The organism is Enterococcus hulanensis (assembly GCF_005405485.1).
Classification (GTDB): Bacteria; Bacillota; Bacilli; order Lactobacillales; family Enterococcaceae; genus Enterococcus_A; species Enterococcus_A hulanensis.
Map to the genome: position 1 here is coordinate 26,763 of NZ_BJED01000016.1, position 17,010 is coordinate 43,772.

Sequence of the window (17,010 nt, forward strand, 5' to 3'; positions counted from 1 at the left end):
AACAGAGCTGCTGCAAAAGGCAGAATCAAAAATTTTAAGAAAAAAGGGGAAAGAATACATGAAGAGAAAGGCAATCGTTTTTTCGATTTTATTTACGGCAATCTTAGTTTTTGCCGGGTGCACGAAGGCTTCAACCAGTGATAAAAAGGAGGACACCTTGGTGATCGGCACCTTGACTACGCCTCATGGAGAAATCTTGGAGCATGTAAAACCATTATTGGAAAAGGAGGGTGTCAAATTAGAAATCAAGAATTTCGATGATTATATCCTGCCGAACAAAGCATTAGCCGATAAGGACATTGACGCAAACTATTTCCAGCATGTTCCTTTCTTTGAACAAGCCGTAAAAGAAAATGGCTACAAATTTGCGGATGCCGGAGCTGTTCATGTCGAACCGATGGGGCTATATTCTAAAAAAATCAACGCCCTTGAAGAACTAAAAAATGGTGCAACAATCATCACTTCAAATTCTGTTTCTGATTGGGGAAGAATCATTACGATTCTCCAAAATGCTGATTTGGTCAAGGTTAAGGAGGGGGTTGATCTAGAAACAGCCAACTTTGAAGATATTGAAGAAAATCCGAAGAATCTGACCTTCGAGCATTCTATCGATCCGTCGCTTTTAACTAGCGCATACAATAATGAAGAAGGGGATCTGGTGGCGATCAATGCCAATTTCGCCTATCAAGCAAAATTAAACCCAGTCAAAGATGCAATCTTATTAGAAGAAGATAATTCGCCTTATGGAAACATTATTGCCGTTCGCCAAGAAGACAAAAATGATCCGCGAATTAAGAAATTGACGAAAGTATTGCATGACAAGGACGTCCAAAATTGGATATTAGAGAAATGGGACGGTTCTGTAAAACCAGTGGCAGCGGAATAATAGGGCGCCACAAAACGCTTCAGTTTAAACTAATCTAAAACGAAAGAAGCAAGATCGAGTAAAAAATCAAATTTTACTCGATCTTTTTTTTAAAAAAATTATAATTAGTCCAGTTACTTGCTAAATGCAGTATATTTGAAAAAATCAAATAAACAGCAATGGGAACTGACGTTTGGAATCGAGGTGCCTCAAAACGTTATTTTTAGTGTTATTTTATTCCGCGAAAATATAGAGTAATCCATCCGAAACGTTATTACCCAAAACCTTAATTTTTAATTGCGAAAAAAGTTCTTTTGAAAACCTATTTACAATATGGTTATTTAATGTATAGAATAGCGATGTAAACGATTACTTTAAAATTGACGGACGGAGGATGAAACGAATGAAGGAAGCAAAATTAGGCCAGAGACAGGTTTTTGGTATGTTGAGAAAGAGCTTGGAAAAACGCGTGATTCAGCGTTTTGAGCAGGCTAAAAATGCCGCAGAGATCGTGGAGTTTGCGGTTGCTATCCTTATTCGTGACGCGCTTTGCGTTGGTGATTTTTCATATATGTTTCCAGAAGTGATCCGTGAAATTTTCCTGACTGCTGAGCCGAATGATACGCTGCGCCGTCATTGTGTTTACTTTCAAAATTACTTTACTACTAAGGGCGAGTGGCAGAAAGTCATCGACCATCTATTTAAGAGCGAAAAAGAATTTCGGGCATTTACCAAGGAAACTTGTTTATATAGAGCATTATTAGAGAAAAAGGCGCGTGAAACGTCTGCAGAATCTGAGTTTCGTTTCGATCTTGTCACGGTTTTTAAGGATGCTAACGGGAAAAGATACACATGGACGCTGCGTGATACGAAGCAGGTCGCTAAAAATTTAGCGAACGAAACTGCCGAAGTCCTGCAAATTTTGACTACCTTAACGATTTTTCAAGCATCGGGTGTCCGTCGTTTCGCTGAGTACGTGAAGTTCAAAAGTACAAAATCATGCGTCGATGCCGAGCACGAAGCCGATTCAACAGAACCGATGGAGGAGTCTATTCAGGCATCAATCGTTGAAAATAAGCGAGATGTGAAGGCGAATCCGCGTCAAAAACAAGCAGCGCCGACTGCTAAAATTACCGCAGATAACCATCAAAAGACCGTGAATCAGGTGGCTGCGAGGTCCGAGAAACAAAAAGACGGACCGAAAAATAGAGCGCGGGCAGATTCGAAGGCAAACAGTCTAGCCGCAAAGGCAAACTCTCCGACGAAGGAAGCTAAGGCACCGCCGCAAAAATTGGATACCTCCGCTTTGCGATATGGCAAACCCGCGGAACAAATAGAACAGGCGCATGACGATAAAAAATGGAATAGCCGCGTAAAGGAATTTTTTGCGAAAATCATGTAGCGACGTTTTGATGCGTGGGGTTATTACGCATATTTGGAATGGGAACTAAGGACTTGATGGATCGTTCAGGCTTCTTTGTGATGGGGAAAATTCGGGTGGAATTGTAAATCAAGCCTAGCACCATTAAAAAAGTCTGTTCCTTTTATTTTGTGATGGGTAAAATAGTCAGATAACCGAGAATAGTCTGGGAATCTCGAAACCTTCTTCTATGGATATTTCAGGGACATTCGAGAAGGTATTTCATGCTTGGCGCGGGTTTAGTTACCGTTCAAAATAATAGAAATTAGGTCATTCATAGGAATGGCCTTTTTTGGCGTTTACCAATAACGGCAGTTCCTTACCAAGCATTTCGCAGTATAGGGTTTTATTTGAGGTTCAATCATTTAGCAAACAGCCTCTAATCTGACGTTCAAGAGTAAAAAGCGACCGTTTAGGATATTAATAAATTATGAAATGTGATGTATGCTAGACTTTTTTTAAAATGGATTGTTACTTTTTTAACAATGTTGCACGATGAGTGTTTCTGCGCAATAAACATCTGCGATCATTTTGCTTCTATTGAATGCACGGAATCTTTTTGAAAAAACACCTGAATATGACGTCATCAAAAAAATGTATTTATCAAGAAACGGATCAGTTACGAAAAAAATAAAAGGAGAAGGGGTAAGTGTATGGATTTTAAAAAGCGGGCCATCAGCAGTATCGTTCGACGAAAAGGGAAGTCAGTGATCTTATTTTTAGTTGTTTTTATTTTAGGAAATGTTATTGCAGGAGCAGTAGCGATTCAGCAGTCGACCACCAATGTTGAAGTGGAGACGAAGAAGAAAATGCGACCTGTAGCAACGGTTGAGATGGATTATGAAGCGTACGAGAAAGAAATGAGCGCAGCTGCAGCTGGCGAGGATCAGGCTATTAATGAACCGAAAGTGAAGGACTACGAAAAAATCAGCAAGCTGCCTTATGTTAAACGGTATAACCTTTTTATTTCAAGCGGCGTTGGAACAAATAAACTCAAGGCTGTAACCGACCCAAATGGCGGCATGTCTTACGGCGGCAGTTCCAAATATATGTTTAGCCTCAAGGGCTACAATAATAAAGATATCTTGGACGTTTCGGAAGGGCTGATCAAACTAACCGAAGGAGACGGCTTCACGGACAATGATATAAAAAAAGGCAGTGATGCGGTAATTATCAGCCAAGAAGTCGCTGAAAAAAATAATTTATCGGTTGGAGACAACTTTGTGCTTGATGCGGTCGTAGAAGTAATGATGGAAGCGGAAACCTCAGAAGCCTCAGAAGAAGAGGAGATGCAGATGCAGCCTAAATCGGCGACCTTTGATCAGCCAATGAGAGTTGCCGGGATTTTTAACGTTGTACAGAAGAAAGCCGATACCCAGCAAACCGAACAGCAGCGCTCGGACAAAGAATGGCGCGCGCTGGAACAGATGAATACGATTTATACCACTGAAGGGGCCGCAAAGGCTATTCAAAAGAAATCGGATGAAAAAATGGGCACAAGCACAGATGAGGGATCTGCGGGTGAAGAGAGCATCTATTATGAAACGACCTATGTTCTAAAATCATCGGAGGATATGGATGCCTTTCGTGAAGATGCCGATGCTCTTTTGCCGGAATACTACCATGTAGTGGCCTCTACAGATCAATATGAACAAGTAGCTGGCGGGTTGACTAAGCTTAATACGATCGCTAAATATATTGTGGTGGTCGCTGTTGCGGCAACGCTTCTGATTCTGTCATTGGTTGTTCTGCTTTTCTTGCGGGACCGCAAACACGAACTGGGAATTTATTTATCCTTCGGGGAAAGTCGCGGCAAAGTAATCGCGCAAATTGTTCTGGAGCTGCTATTGATTAGCAGTGTGGCCTTGCTATTCTCATTGATTACCGGGAATTTCTTAGGCGGCGCAATCTCGCGCTCTTTGATCCAATCGGATTGGATTAATAATGCGGCTCAGCCGGACCAATATCTTTATATGAATAATTTGATGCAAAGCGATCTTTCCTTCTCAGATATTCAACAGGCGTATAAGGTCACCTTCAGCTTCGGTTATATCCTGACGTATCTGCTGGTTGGTTTAGGTACGGTTTTAATCTCTGCTATTTTGCCGTTGCTGTATATTCTTCGTTTAAATCCGAAGAAGATTATGATGTAAGGAGGATGAATGATGACTTTACTAGAAGCGAAAAATATTGATTATTATTACCAAGATGGGGATCAGCGAAGATTCATCTTAAAAAAAGTTTCCGTTGGGTTTGAAAAGGGCAAGCTCTATAGTATTTTAGGGAAATCTGGTTCTGGCAAAACGACTTTTTTATCGTTGATCAGTGCCTTAGATAAACCGAAGGAGGGGCAAATTCTGTTCAATGGACAAGACATTGCGAGCATCGGCTATGAAAAGTTTAGGCGAAACGACATCAGTATCGTTTTTCAAAGCTATAACCTGATTCCTTATCTGACGGCTGTTGAAAATGTCCTAGTTCCGATGGCGATCACGGAAAATGAATTGCCAAAAGAGAAAAAACAAGTCGCCTATAATCTATTGAACTACATCGGAATCACTGAGGACAAGGCGAATCGCATGGTCAATCAGCTATCCGGCGGGGAACAGCAGCGGGTGGCGATTGCGCGAGCGTTATCGATGAACGGCGATATTATTTTGGCCGATGAACCTACCGGGAATTTAGATGAAGAGTTGGAAGAAGAGATCGTTGCTATTTTCAAGGAGCTGGCTCATAAGCATCAAAAGTGTGTCATTCTCGTGACCCACTCCAGCGAGGTTGCCCAACAGGCGGATGAGGTGCTTCAACTGCGAAAAGGTGTGTTGAGTCATTATGAGTGATTTTCTATCAAATTTTGTTAATAACGACGATGATAATGAAAAGAAGAAGGCTTCTAAGGAGCGGGAAGGATCGGAGCAAGCAGAAAAACAACCGGCAGCCAAATCACGAAAAAAAGCAGAGAAGGAACAGGTGGAGTTCGATCCCACCTATAAAAAAAGAAAGCAAAAGAAAGTTTTCCTTATCTCTTTAGTCGGAATTCTCGCGGTCGTCACTCTTTTTGTCGCCTACTATCAGTTTACCCATGTGAAAGTTCCTGCTTTTCAAGGACAAGAGATTGCTAAGGCGCGAGAATGGAGTGTCGAAGAAGGCATTCTTTTAAACATTAAAAGCACCTACAATTTTGAACTGGCTACTAATAAAATCGTCAAACAGGACATCGCTTCTGGCGCGAAAATCAAAAAAGGGAAAACGTTGAAGCTGACGGTCAGTCTAGGTCCCTATCCAGATGAGCAGGTGATTTTACCGGAATTTGAAACAATGACCGCCAGGCAAGCCAAGTCTTGGGTAAAAAAAGAAAAAGCCGAAAATGTATCCGTGATCGAACAATATGAAGAGAAGGTTGCAAAAGGGACGTTTATCAAACAAGAGGCGGCAAATAAGGAATTAAACCTGAAAAATTACAAACGCAAGGATCGTTTGATCGTTTATTATTCTAAGGGAAAGGAAACCTTTGAAAAAAATATCGAAGTCCCGGATTTTAGCAATAAGACCCTGACAGAAGTAAATGAATGGGTAAGAAAAAATGAAGTGAAATTAGTGACGGAAAAAGTCTTTTCTCAATCCATCGCTTTAGATAGTGTGGTTTCGCAGCAAACCGCTGCCGGTACTAAGGTCGCAAGGCAAGAGGAATTGAAGGTGCAAATCTCCAAAGGGAAACCACTAGTCGTTCCTAATTACGCCAACTATACATTAGAAGAAGCACGGGAGCTTTCTGGAAAAATTTCGGCGGTCCTCAAAAGTACCTATTCCGAAACGATTCCCTTTGGTCATTTTATCAGCCAAAATATCGCGGCGGGAACCGAGTTGGATGAAAAAGACAATCCGCCAACTATTGAAGTTGTTTACTCCGAAGGTCGACCTTATATCAAGGATCTTCGCAAAAATACGCTGGAGGGCGATCTGCCAAAGCTGTTTTTCGAAACCTATTCATCAAAGGGAGCGAATATTACCTACGATGTCTATTATCTTGATTCTGATCAGCCAAAGGGAACGGTGGTTGAAATGAGCAGCTACGGGGAATACCTTCCGCTGAATGCCAACCTAACCATCGGGATCAGCTTGGGAAACATCCAGCCTGCCGAAGATTCCCCCGCGACAGCCGATGAACCGAAAGAAGAAGAACAGCCAGAAGAAGCCGATTAGTAAGAATACCTTTCAGCAAGACAAGAACTTGCTGGTTGAATAGCGAGATGCCCAAAGAAAAACGTTCCTTTTCTTTGGGCATTTTTCTGTGTGAAGAAAAGTGAGATAGATAATGCTTCCGAAAGAATGAGAATCATAAGCTGGATCAATCAAAAAGCCCCCTTGGAAAACGGTCCGTAGCCTGGCGACAAATACCAAATAATGCTGTGAAATAAATCCCACTAATAGTGCGAAAGCTGGTACTAGTACCCAAACAATCGAAAACGCTTTAATTGTAATTGATATTAAGTTATTCTTCATAAGGAAAATAATTAGATGGGGGAATGACAAGATGGAGAGAAAAATTGTTGCTGTGACAGCTTGTGCGGCGGGAATCGCGCACACCTATATGGCCGCGGAGTCGCTTGAACAGGCGGCTAAAAGAATGGGTTATGGGATCAAGGTCGAAACAAATGGTGCGATTGGGGCCGAAAATGTTTTAACGGCGGAAGACATCGAACAAGCGGATGTCGTGATTGTTGCATCAGATATCAAGATCGACCCGATCCGATTTACCGGAAAGCGGCTTTTCGTCACCAAATCGATTCCAGCAATCGAAGATTCAGAAGCGCTGATTAATCAGGCCTTTGAAGAGGCGCAGGTTTTTGGGAAAAAGGGATCAAAAGTAGGAAAGATCCAAATAGGAAACGACAAAGAGAAAGTAAATTTCTTTACGCATATCATGAGCGGAATTTCTTACATGGTACCAATGGTAATTGCGGCTGGTTTGATTTTGACCATCGCCAATTTGTATGCGTTTCAAAAAGATGATTTGGGTCGGATCGTTAATTGGGGCTTTGATAATAAAACGCAAATGGGCTTTTTAATGTCTAAGTTGTTTTATGTAGGTCAAATCGGTTTTAAATTAATGATTCCATTGTTCGCCGGTTTTGTAGCGAATTCGATTGCGGACAAACCGGCAATTGCTCCGGCGATGATCGGCGCCTATCTGGTAAATGATCCAGAGTTTCTTAATACAGAAGCAGGCGGCGGCTTTATCGGCGCGATTGTTGTCGCATTTATTGTTGGTTATTTGGTAAAGGGCTTGAAGAAAATCAAATGGCCAAAATTATTAGTTCCGATTGTACCGATTATGATCATTCCATTTATCGCGACAGCCATCATTACGTTGATCGTACTTTATATCATTGGAAATCCGATTGCGATTGGCATGGATGCGATGTATCAAGGGTTAACCAACTTGAATAATAATTATGCGGGCGCACCAATTCTAATTGGGGCAATCTGCGGCGCGATGATCGGTTTTGACTTGGGCGGACCAATCAATAAAACCGCACTAGTATTTGGAACAGCGATTTTTACGGATACATTGACAAAATATGGCATCGACGGCGCGAATTTTGTTCCCGGAACAGCGACTCAAGCGGCGATCTCAGTTGCGCCATTAGGCGTTTGGCTAGCGACGATTTTGTTTAAAAAGAAATTCTCTAAAAATGAGAAGATCGCAGCCAGTGCCGCATTCGGTATGGGGATTGTAGGTGTCACAGAAGGGGCGATTCCTTTTGTTGCGGCTGATCCGATCAGAATGATTTTTTCGAATGTGGTAGGTTCGGCTGTTGCCGGTGGCTTAGCGGCTGCGACAGGTTGTAAATTCTATGGCGGAATCGGCTCACCATTAGGAACATTTATTGGCTATATTGAACAGCCGATCCCGTTTATTACATGGATATTATGTGTGAGTGCAGGGATTTTAACCACCGCTCTTTTGATCGGCTTTACACGTAAACAGGTAGTGGAAGATATTGCTATTGAGCAAGAGGAACAGGACCAATTGATGGAAACAGTAAACGAATAGGCAGGTAGAGGAAAAATGAATAAAGCAGTATTTAATCAGGACCATATATTATTTGATCAAACATCAACCACTCAGGAGGAAGCCTTCAAGAGCATTGCTAAATTTGCCTATGAGTCAGGCTTTGTTTCCGACGAACAGCTGTATTTCGAGGGATTAAAAGCGCGAGAACAAGAAGCTACGACAGGATTTAAGGATCATATTGCGATCCCTCATTGTAAAAGCAGTGTAAACAAGAAGCCAGGCTTATTTTTGATCAAATTTGAGCAGGCGATTCCGTGGAATGCCTTGGACCAGAAACCAGTCAAAGTAGCATTTGGTTTGACCATTCCCGAAGAAGGGGCGACAGAGCATTTGAAGTTATTAAGCTTGATTGCGAGAAAATTGATCGATCAAGACTTTAGAGCTGGGGTTTTGGAGCAGGACGATCCAGCTGTATTAGCTGAAATTATTAATCAAATTGATTTTAAATAATGCTTCAGAAGAATCCAACAGAAACAATAATTTACGAGTAGGATGGCATTTATGCAAAGAAAAGTTCATGTAATACACCATACACATTGGGATTTTGAGTGGTATTTCACCACTAATGAATCCTTTGTTCAACTGGCTTACCATTTGGACGAAGTGATGCAGGCATTAGAAGATAAGCAAATTGATTATTATCTGCTGGATGGTCAGATGAGTATTTTGGATGATTATTTAACCAGCTTTCCCGAACAAAAGGAACGCTTGGCACAATTAGTCAAAAGCGGAAAATTAGCTATCGGCCCGTGGTACACACAGACGGATGAGCTGATCGTTCGCGGAGAATCGATCGTCAGAAATTTGAATCTAGGGATGGAATTAGCGGAGTCATTGGGCGGCTGTATGAATATCGGTTATTTGCCGGATTCCTTTGGCCAAAGCAAGGATATGCCGAAAATCTACAATGGCTTCGGTATTCAACAGGCGGTCTTTTGGCGTGGTGTTCCTAATGAAGTCACGACGAAGCGGGAATTTCATTGGACTGCGGAGGATGGCTCAAGTGTTTTAACCTCTAACATAAAAAATGGCTACTTTGTCGGCGTGGGGCTGATCTGTTCAGATGACGCGCCAGCATTGATCGAGACGATTTCTGAGGGGGCGACTGGTAATGACCTAGTGTTACCGGTTGGCGGGGATCAACGGTATATTGATTTCAATTTGCGTGAACGTATGGAGCTGTATAACCAAGCGCTGCCAGATACGAAGCTGGTGGAAAGCAATTACGATTTGTTTTTTGAAGCGATCAAAGAAAATAAGCTTCCGACAGTAACGGGCGAATTTATTTCCAGCTCCGTTTCAAAAATCCATCGCTCCATTTATTCTTCGCGCTACGATCATAAGTATTTGAACGACAAAGTAGAACGCAGGATGATCTATCAAGCGGAGCCTTTAATGGTGATGGCGGAAAAATGCGGGATTCCCTATAAAAAGGGGCTGCTGGATCGTATTTGGAAGCTGTTGAATAAAAATCATACCCATGATTCTGCCGGCGGCTGCAACAGCGACAAAACCAATCAAATCATCACCGATCGCTTTGTAGAAACGGATCAGCTTTCCTATTCGCTGGTTGATTATCTAACTAGAAAAATTGCTGAATCGCGAATGAATGTCTCAGAGGGTGAACTCGTTATTTTCAACACGCTGCCTTGGAAAAATAAAAAAGTAGTAAAGTGTGAAGTTTCCACGCCATTTGCAGCTATCGCGCTTGAAAAAGACGGAAGGACGATTCCTTTTGAGATCGTGGGTACTCGAAAAGAATTTTCCGGCTCGATTCGTCGCGAGAAAGCAGATGAAGATCCGACCAGCTTCTATTTCATTCATGAATTGTTAATAGAAGCAGAGCTTCCGCCGCTCAGCTTTATGACTTATCAAGTCGTTGAGAAGTCTGAGGAAATCAAGCGGCAATCGACTAAGGAATCGGCCAAACAATCTATCAGAAATGACTTTTATCAAATCATTTTTGAAGCGGGTGCACTTTCTTTAGTAGACCGAAAAGCAGGAGAGACGTATAAAGACTTTTTAGCGTTTGAAGATAGCGGCGACGAAGGAGATACCTATGATTATTCACCACCTTACGCCGATGAGTGCTATCGCTTGAACTTAGCTGATGCGAATTGTGAGGTAATCCAAAACACGTTGCTGTCTAAATTCACTTTTACCGGGGAGTGGAATATCGCTAAAGATTTATCCGAGCGTGAATTACAAAAACGGACGCAAAAAATTCCATATCAATTGACGATCGAATTAATGAAGGAAAGTCGACAAATTCAATTCCATTTGGAAATCGACAATCAGGCCAGCGATCATCGGATGAGGGTCTTGATCGATACGCCGCATAAAAATGAATTTTCTTATACCGATACACCTTTCGGTACGATCAAAAGGGCGGTGGAGGATCAGCACATTGATGATTGGAAGGAGTTGGGGTGGCGAGAAGAACCCACGGCGATTTTCCCGATGCTGACCTATGTGAATAGTCACGATTCATCCTCCAGCTGGACTGCTTTCAGCAAGGGGATCAAAGAATATCAATTTGTGGGGGAAGACTTCCAAACAATGGCCCTGACACTGTTTCGTTCGGTAGGCTATCTAGGTCGACCGGATCTGCTGCGACGACCGGGAATAGCTTCAGGAAACGAGTTCAAATATATTCCGACACCGGATAGTCAGATGCAGAAAAAAATGACTTTCAAGTTTGCGCTTCAGATTGATCACGACTATCAACCGCCACAACTGGCGAAGGATTATTTAGCCTATGCGATCAGCAGTCCTTATTACCAGATTCAGGAGCTGAATCGTTTTACGACGACTCTTAAATATTTTGTCTCGAATCCGTTAAAAAACAAGGTGTGTGAACAAGCAGGAATCACCTTTGATAGCAGCAAGCTGATTTTCAGTGCGTTAGTAAAAACGAAAGATGGCCCCGGCTTTGATTTTCGCGTGTATAATCCGGACCTCCATCGAGAAGTTGCTGGAGAAACGATCGCAGGTCCCCATGAAATGAGCTATACGTTTGTTGACCTCAAAGGTAACGCTGTTTCTTCGACAGAAAAAAATGATATTATTCCTCTAGGAACCTTTAAACCAGGAGAAATAAAAACGATCCATATCGTTGATTGAGGAGAAATCATATGCAAGAAGACCTTTTTATTTTAATTGAATCCTGCCGCTTGAATTTTACTTCTGTTGAGCAGGTGATCGCGGACTACCTGTTAAGTAAACAGGCAGCTATGACGATCGATAAATTATCGGAGCATCTGGCGGTTTCAAAATCGTCGATTACCAGATTTTGTAAAAAGATTGGGCTGAACAACTACAAGGAACTGATTTTTCTATATAAGCTTTCTTTGGATAATGAGTCGTCAAATTTATCGGTGTCATCAAAGATCACCGCTGCGTATCATTCCTTGGCGACACGCAGCGACAGCAACTATTCACAAGAAGTGGTCGATGCCTTTTGTGAATTGCTCCATCAGCATAAGATCATTCACTTTTTTGGCAAAGGCTTCAATTCTTATGCGGGGGCTGATTTTCAATTCAAATTTTCCAGAGTCGGTAAATATGTCCGGGTGATCTCAGATGAGAATTCGATCTTGATGTCGGCGAATTTTGCCAATCAGGATGAATTGATCGTCGTTTCAAGTTTGCGGGGCGATGACGAAGAATTGCTGGAGGCGATGAAGATCGCGAAAAAAAGAAATGTCTCGATCTTGCTGATAACCTCCAATCGCTACTCGCAGCTGATTCCTCATGCGGATGTTGTGTTGATTGCCGCGAGCTTTACAAGGGAAGAAGCCCTAGGAAATATTTCCCCGCAGATACCGATCCTTATTCAGCTGGATATGGTTTACGAGAGATATATCCATTTATATTCAGACGCGATCACTCAATGGCTGGCGTCTGAACAAATATTGCACAAATAAGAGGAGTACACATGAAGAATTTTCCTGAGAACTTTTTGTGGGGGGCGGCAATGTCGGCTCCCCAAACAGAAGGACAGAGTTTAAATTTCGGAAAAACCGCGACAACTTGGGACTATTGGTTTCAAATAGCGCCTGAGAAATTCCATCAAAACCAAGGACCAGCGATCACCTCTGGCGTATACGATCACTATTTGGCTGACTGCCGGCGAATGCAGGAGATTGGGCTAAACTCCCTTAGAACTTCCATTTCGTGGGCGCGTCTGCTGCCGGATGGGAAGACAGTCAATCAAGCGGCAGTTGATTTTTATCGGCAGTACTTTTCAGCGATGCTGGATCATGGCGTAGAGCCGATCATTAACCTCTTTCATTTTGATATGCCCATGTGGCTGATGGAACAGGGCGGCTGGGAAAATCGTGTTTCGATTGAAGCCTTTGCCTTTTATGCGCAAACCGCGTTTGAATTATTTGGCGATCTTATCAGAAAATGGACGACCTTCAATGAGCCCATCGTCCATGTAGAGTGCGGGTATCTTTATCAGTATCATTACCCCGCAGTCGTTGATTTTCAGCGGGCGATTCAGGTGGGCTATCATACATTGCTTGCCCATAAAGCAGCCGTAAAGGTTTTTAAAGCAGCGGAGCAAGCAGGAGAGATCGGGATTATTTTAAATATTTCGCCAACATATTCGAAAAGTGAAGCGCAAGCGGATTTGTCAGCTGCCTTTCGATCAGATTTGCTGAATACCCGGAGCTTTTTAGATCCGACAGTATTAGGGACGATTCCTGATGAACTCATCGCGTTGTTAAGGGAGAACCAGCTGTTGCCGGAGGTGGAAACAGGCGATCATGAGTTGATTAAAGAAAATTTAGTAGATTTTATCGGACTAAACTATTATCAGCCGCGACGTGTTCAAGCACCGGAAAAGGGTCGGATGCCTGCACAAATGCCTTCAGACTTTTATGCAGCCTATGATTGGCCGGATAAAAAAATAAATCCTTACCGCGGCTGGGAAATCTATCCTGAAGCACTTTATGACGTTGCGGTCATGATGAAAGAAGCGTACAACAATATTCCTTGGTATGTAAGTGAAAATGGAATGGGTGTCGCAGAAGAAGAGCACTTCATGAAGGACTCTGGGGAAATTGAAGACGATTATCGAATTGAGTTCATGGAAGAGCACCTAAACTATCTGTATAAAGGAATCCTTGAAGGCAGCAACTGCTTCGGGTATCATGCTTGGACATTTGTAGACTGCTGGTCATGGCTGAACGGCTACAGAAATCGCTACGGCTTTTATCGCTTGGACTTAAAAACACTGGAACGTTCTGTGAAAAAGAGCGGCCGCTGGATCAAAGTAGTAAGTGAAAATAATGGATTTTAGGTGATGATGAATGAGTTTAGTCGTATTTGATATTGGCGGAACAACGGTCAAGCATGGGATTTGGGAAAATCAGGTATTAAGTGAGGTCGCCGCTTTTCCAACGCCCGACACGTTTGAGGCATTATTAGAAGCTTTTCAGCAGGTAATCAATGAATCTGATCAAACCTTCGAGGGCATCGCTATCAGTGCGCCGGGAGCCGTTGACCAAGAGCAACGAAAAATACTTGGTATCAGCGCGGTGGATTATATCCATCAACGTCCAATTTTTGCTGAGCTGGAAGAATATTTCGGACTTCCAGTCACGATAGAAAATGACGCAAATTGTGCTGGAATCGCGGAAGTTGAGCTAGGTGTCGGCAAGGATGCGCAAAACATCGCTTTCGTTGTTTTAGGAACAGGGGTAGGCGGAGCACTTTTTGTCCACCGAAAATTATATAAAGGGAGTCACCTATTTGGCGGGGAAGTCGGTCTGCTGAAAAGTCAAAATGAGCAAACCTTCAGCCAAAATGGCACCTTAGTCAAAGCTGCGAACTTTTATTTCGAACAAACCAATACGAAAGTCGATGGAAAAGAGCTTTACGCATTAAAAGAAAATGGTGATCCATTGGCTGAGAGACTTGTAAATGAGATGTACCAGATTATGGCGAATAATCTTTACAATATCCAAGTCATGTTTGATCCTGAATTGATTGTATTAGGCGGAGGAATCTCAAGACGCCCAGAATTAGCAGCAGAGCTTACCAATCGATTATCTGAGCAGCTAAAAAAAGAAGGCGTTGAAGAGATCATGCCTGCGATCAAATGCTGTAAATTTCATAACGATGCGAATTTGATTGGCGCAGCGTTGAATTTTAAATTTAAAGGGACTCTACTTTAATAGCTAGTGTCATATAAATTTAGCGGATAACAACGCTGTTTATATGACACTTTTTTGTATTCAAATTAGGAGCCTATCCAGAGTTCTTTCTATTCAGTGTTTGTTACTGATAGCCGGCCAATAGCTATTCTAAGCTAACAAAGGAGCAAATACGAGCTAATAAATAGAAAACAATATTGATTTATTATAAAAAGATGATAAGCTTCAAGTGAAAATGATTTTTAATGCCATAAGAAAATTAGCACAGACAGACGCCCACTTCGCTGGTCTGTCTTTTTGAAAAGAGGGGGAAAAAATGAATATCAACTACCTCAGAGATTTTGTCATTTTGACAAAGCACAATAATTATTTAGAAGCTGCGGAAGAACTGTTTATTTCACAGTCGACCTTATCAAAGCATATTCAATTATTGGAAAAGGAGCTGGACGTTAAGCTTTTCATCAGGACGACAAGAAATGTTCAGTTGTCGCCCTATGGAAAGGAATATCTGCCCTACGCGGAAGAAATGGTCAGTCTTTATGAGAAGTCAGTGACTGAATTGAATCAGTTTAAGGATAAGCTGCTGCAAACTATTACCATCGGAGCGATTCCTATTATGGCACCTTATGGTATTACCCAAGCAATCATGGACTTTCGCAAGATGTATCCGCAAACCAATGTCCATGTGATTGAAGCAGACTCGCAGCAATTAATGGCCATTTTAGAAAACGGCGAGTGTGATCTCGCGTTTATCAGAGAGGAGCCTAAGATAAATGAAAAGCTGGCCCGCATTCATTTTTCCACCGACCACTTAGTCGCGGTGCTTCCTCAATCTCATAAATTGGCGAAAAGCAAACGTATAATGCTGAATGAGCTGGCTGATGAATCCTTTCTTTTTCTAAATAAAGGCACCGTGATGTATAACTTATCCGTCACTGCATGTCGAGAGGCGGGCTTCGAACCGACAATCGCTTATACGGGAAAGCGAGCAGAAAATATTTTGGATCTGGTGAAAGAAGGCATGGGGATTTCTCTATTAATGGAAAAACCAATTAGCTATTTAAATTCAAAAGGTGTCGTGAGGGTACCGATTTATCCCGAGATTCGAACAGATATAAATGTTTATCATGCGAAAACGAAGGAAATCACGCCCATAACCAAAGCATTTCTAGAATTTATTGGTGAATGAACTGCTTAAAAACAATATAAAAAATCAAAAGAATGCTATTTATTCCGATATCGAATAAATAGCGTTCTTTATCGAATCGTAAACGGTTTCAGAATATATTATCATTAAGACATAGAAAAGAGGCAGGACATTAAAGAGAAAAGACAGTTCTGTTAGCAGCAGACCTCCGGAGGTTTTTTCTTTAAAGTTATGGGATTCCTCTTGTTCAATTTCCAAGCAAAATTACAAGAAAGCGAGAACTGAAATGATAATTGACAGTAACTTATACTGGTTTGATGAAAGTATTTTTGCTTCGAAGCAAAAATTAGAGAATTTTTTAAGCAGTGTACCAAAGCATTATGATACGAACGCCTATTACAAAGAGCTTGAGGATGGCCGCACTCAAATTGTCATCGAACGGCCCAAAGGCTTTGAAAATCTAAACTATCTTCAAGGAGAGTATCAGTTATCGAACATTCTGGCAGATATGGACCAAGCGGGCATCAATCAGGCGATCTTAAAAATTCCCGGCTGTCATGAATGGCTGACGCTCGAACAGTGTAAAGCATTTAATGATGGAATGTATGAATACATGAAACAAAGCGAAGGGCGGCTGGTTCCATTAGCAGTCGTACCGCCAATGGGGACGCAAGAGGTTTTTGACGAGCTCAAGCGCTGCTTTGAAGAGTTGAAATTCCCAGGAGTGCAATTGGTCACTCATTACGGCAAATATTATTTAGATGATGAACAGTTTGCCGCATTTTTCGAGGAATTGAATCGCTATCAAGCAACAGTTTATATCCACCATACACCGGTTCCAACACAATATGAGGCCTTGTTTGAATACACCAATATCAGACGTTCCTATGGCAGATGTGCGGATCAGCTCACCGCTGTTTGTCGGGAGCTGTACAGCGGCTTTTTTGAAAAATATCCCGATCTTACATTTGTTCATTCCATGTTAGGCGGAGGATTCTTTGCACTGAAAAACATGCTGATGCCTCATAAAAAGAGCAGTAAGGATACCGTTCAGCGTTTTGCTGATGACCAAACCAATGTAGAAGCACATTTAGCGAAAAATATTTATTTTGAAATGTCGCATGCGCAACCGTGGGGGAAAGATTCTTTGGAGCATGCCATTAAGATGATGGGGGCAGATCATATTATTTTCGGCTCCTCCTATCCGGTGCGTCGCGAGTGGTTAACAGAAGGTGCGGCGTTTATCCAGAGTTTAGCTATTGAAGAAAAAGACAAGTCCTTAATTCTAGGAGAAAATGCGCAGCGATTGTATCAAAGCTCAATTTAGGGGAGGTA

The 17,010-nt window shown here is 42.1% G+C and carries 13 protein-coding genes; all 13 read left to right on the forward strand.

Features of this window, described 5'->3' with window-relative positions; genetic code table 11:
* Positions 1-58 precede the first annotated feature (58 nt).
* The 13 genes from FFR60_RS16470 (at position 59) to FFR60_RS16530 (ending at position 17,002) form a co-directional block, all read left to right on the forward strand.
* Positions 59-886, forward strand: coding sequence for a MetQ/NlpA family ABC transporter substrate-binding protein (locus FFR60_RS16470; RefSeq protein ID WP_137664983.1), 828 nt, complete (start codon positions 59-61; stop codon positions 884-886).
* 382 nt (positions 887-1,268) lie between these two features.
* Entirely contained in the window at positions 1,269-2,267 is a 999-nt protein-coding gene (locus FFR60_RS16475; protein ID WP_137664984.1) for a hypothetical protein, read from the forward strand.
* 671 nt (positions 2,268-2,938) lie between these two features.
* A complete protein-coding gene (locus FFR60_RS16480; RefSeq protein ID WP_137664985.1) occupies positions 2,939-4,438 on the forward strand; it encodes an ABC transporter permease in 1,500 nt (499 codons plus the stop codon).
* Between the two features lie 12 nt (positions 4,439-4,450).
* Entirely contained in the window at positions 4,451-5,125 is a 675-nt protein-coding gene (locus FFR60_RS16485) for an ABC transporter ATP-binding protein (protein ID WP_088935501.1), read from the forward strand.
* Complete coding sequence (locus FFR60_RS16490) at positions 5,118-6,488, forward strand: PASTA domain-containing protein (RefSeq protein WP_137664986.1); 1,371 nt, start codon at positions 5,118-5,120, stop codon at positions 6,486-6,488. The genes FFR60_RS16485 and FFR60_RS16490 overlap by 8 nt, the downstream gene beginning before the upstream one ends.
* Positions 6,489-6,819: 331 nt before the next feature.
* On the forward strand, positions 6,820-8,343 hold the full coding sequence (locus FFR60_RS16495; RefSeq protein WP_137664987.1) for a PTS fructose transporter subunit IIC: 1,524 nt from the start codon (positions 6,820-6,822) through the stop codon (positions 8,341-8,343).
* Positions 8,344-8,358: 15 nt separating this feature from the next.
* Positions 8,359-8,814, forward strand: coding sequence for a PTS sugar transporter subunit IIA (locus FFR60_RS16500; RefSeq protein WP_088935497.1), 456 nt, complete (start codon positions 8,359-8,361; stop codon positions 8,812-8,814).
* A 51-nt stretch (positions 8,815-8,865) separates the two neighbouring features.
* Positions 8,866-11,487 carry a glycoside hydrolase family 38 N-terminal domain-containing protein gene (locus tag FFR60_RS16505; protein ID WP_137664988.1) on the forward strand — a complete coding sequence of 874 codons (2,622 nt, stop codon included), beginning with the start codon at positions 8,866-8,868 and terminating at the stop codon, positions 11,485-11,487.
* Positions 11,488-11,498: 11 nt separating this feature from the next.
* Complete coding sequence (locus FFR60_RS16510) at positions 11,499-12,290, forward strand: MurR/RpiR family transcriptional regulator (RefSeq protein ID WP_088935495.1); 792 nt, start codon at positions 11,499-11,501, stop codon at positions 12,288-12,290.
* Positions 12,291-12,301: 11 nt separating this feature from the next.
* Positions 12,302-13,672, forward strand: a complete 1,371-nt coding sequence (locus FFR60_RS16515) for a glycoside hydrolase family 1 protein (RefSeq protein WP_137664989.1) — start codon at positions 12,302-12,304, stop codon at positions 13,670-13,672.
* Positions 13,673-13,682: 10 nt separating this feature from the next.
* A complete protein-coding gene (locus FFR60_RS16520; RefSeq protein ID WP_137664990.1) occupies positions 13,683-14,549 on the forward strand; it encodes an ROK family protein in 867 nt (288 codons plus the stop codon).
* Positions 14,550-14,844: 295 nt separating this feature from the next.
* Positions 14,845-15,717 (forward strand): LysR family transcriptional regulator, encoded by an 873-nt coding sequence (locus FFR60_RS16525; protein ID WP_137664991.1) that lies wholly within the window; start codon positions 14,845-14,847, stop codon positions 15,715-15,717.
* A 244-nt stretch (positions 15,718-15,961) separates the two neighbouring features.
* Positions 15,962-17,002, forward strand: coding sequence for an amidohydrolase family protein (locus tag FFR60_RS16530; RefSeq protein ID WP_137664992.1), 1,041 nt, complete (start codon positions 15,962-15,964; stop codon positions 17,000-17,002).
* The last annotated feature ends 8 nt before the right edge of the window (positions 17,003-17,010 follow it).

Bases quoted from the DNA above. Each gene is read 5' to 3' on its own strand.
- FFR60_RS16470 (WP_137664983.1), top strand. From the start codon at position 59: ATGAAGAGAAAGGCAATCGTTTTTTCGATTTTATTTACGGCAATCTTA.
- FFR60_RS16475 (WP_137664984.1), top strand. From the start codon at position 1,269: ATGAAGGAAGCAAAATTAGGCCAGAGACAGGTTTTTGGTATGTTGAGA.
- FFR60_RS16480 (WP_137664985.1), top strand. From the start codon at position 2,939: ATGGATTTTAAAAAGCGGGCCATCAGCAGTATCGTTCGACGAAAAGGG.
- FFR60_RS16485 (WP_088935501.1), top strand. From the start codon at position 4,451: ATGACTTTACTAGAAGCGAAAAATATTGATTATTATTACCAAGATGGG.
- FFR60_RS16490 (WP_137664986.1), top strand. From the start codon at position 5,118: ATGAGTGATTTTCTATCAAATTTTGTTAATAACGACGATGATAATGAA.
- FFR60_RS16495 (WP_137664987.1), top strand. From the start codon at position 6,820: ATGGAGAGAAAAATTGTTGCTGTGACAGCTTGTGCGGCGGGAATCGCG.
- FFR60_RS16500 (WP_088935497.1), top strand. From the start codon at position 8,359: ATGAATAAAGCAGTATTTAATCAGGACCATATATTATTTGATCAAACA.
- FFR60_RS16505 (WP_137664988.1), top strand. From the start codon at position 8,866: ATGCAAAGAAAAGTTCATGTAATACACCATACACATTGGGATTTTGAG.
- FFR60_RS16510 (WP_088935495.1), top strand. From the start codon at position 11,499: ATGCAAGAAGACCTTTTTATTTTAATTGAATCCTGCCGCTTGAATTTT.
- FFR60_RS16515 (WP_137664989.1), top strand. From the start codon at position 12,302: ATGAAGAATTTTCCTGAGAACTTTTTGTGGGGGGCGGCAATGTCGGCT.
- FFR60_RS16520 (WP_137664990.1), top strand. From the start codon at position 13,683: ATGAGTTTAGTCGTATTTGATATTGGCGGAACAACGGTCAAGCATGGG.
- FFR60_RS16525 (WP_137664991.1), top strand. From the start codon at position 14,845: ATGAATATCAACTACCTCAGAGATTTTGTCATTTTGACAAAGCACAAT.
- FFR60_RS16530 (WP_137664992.1), top strand. From the start codon at position 15,962: ATGATAATTGACAGTAACTTATACTGGTTTGATGAAAGTATTTTTGCT.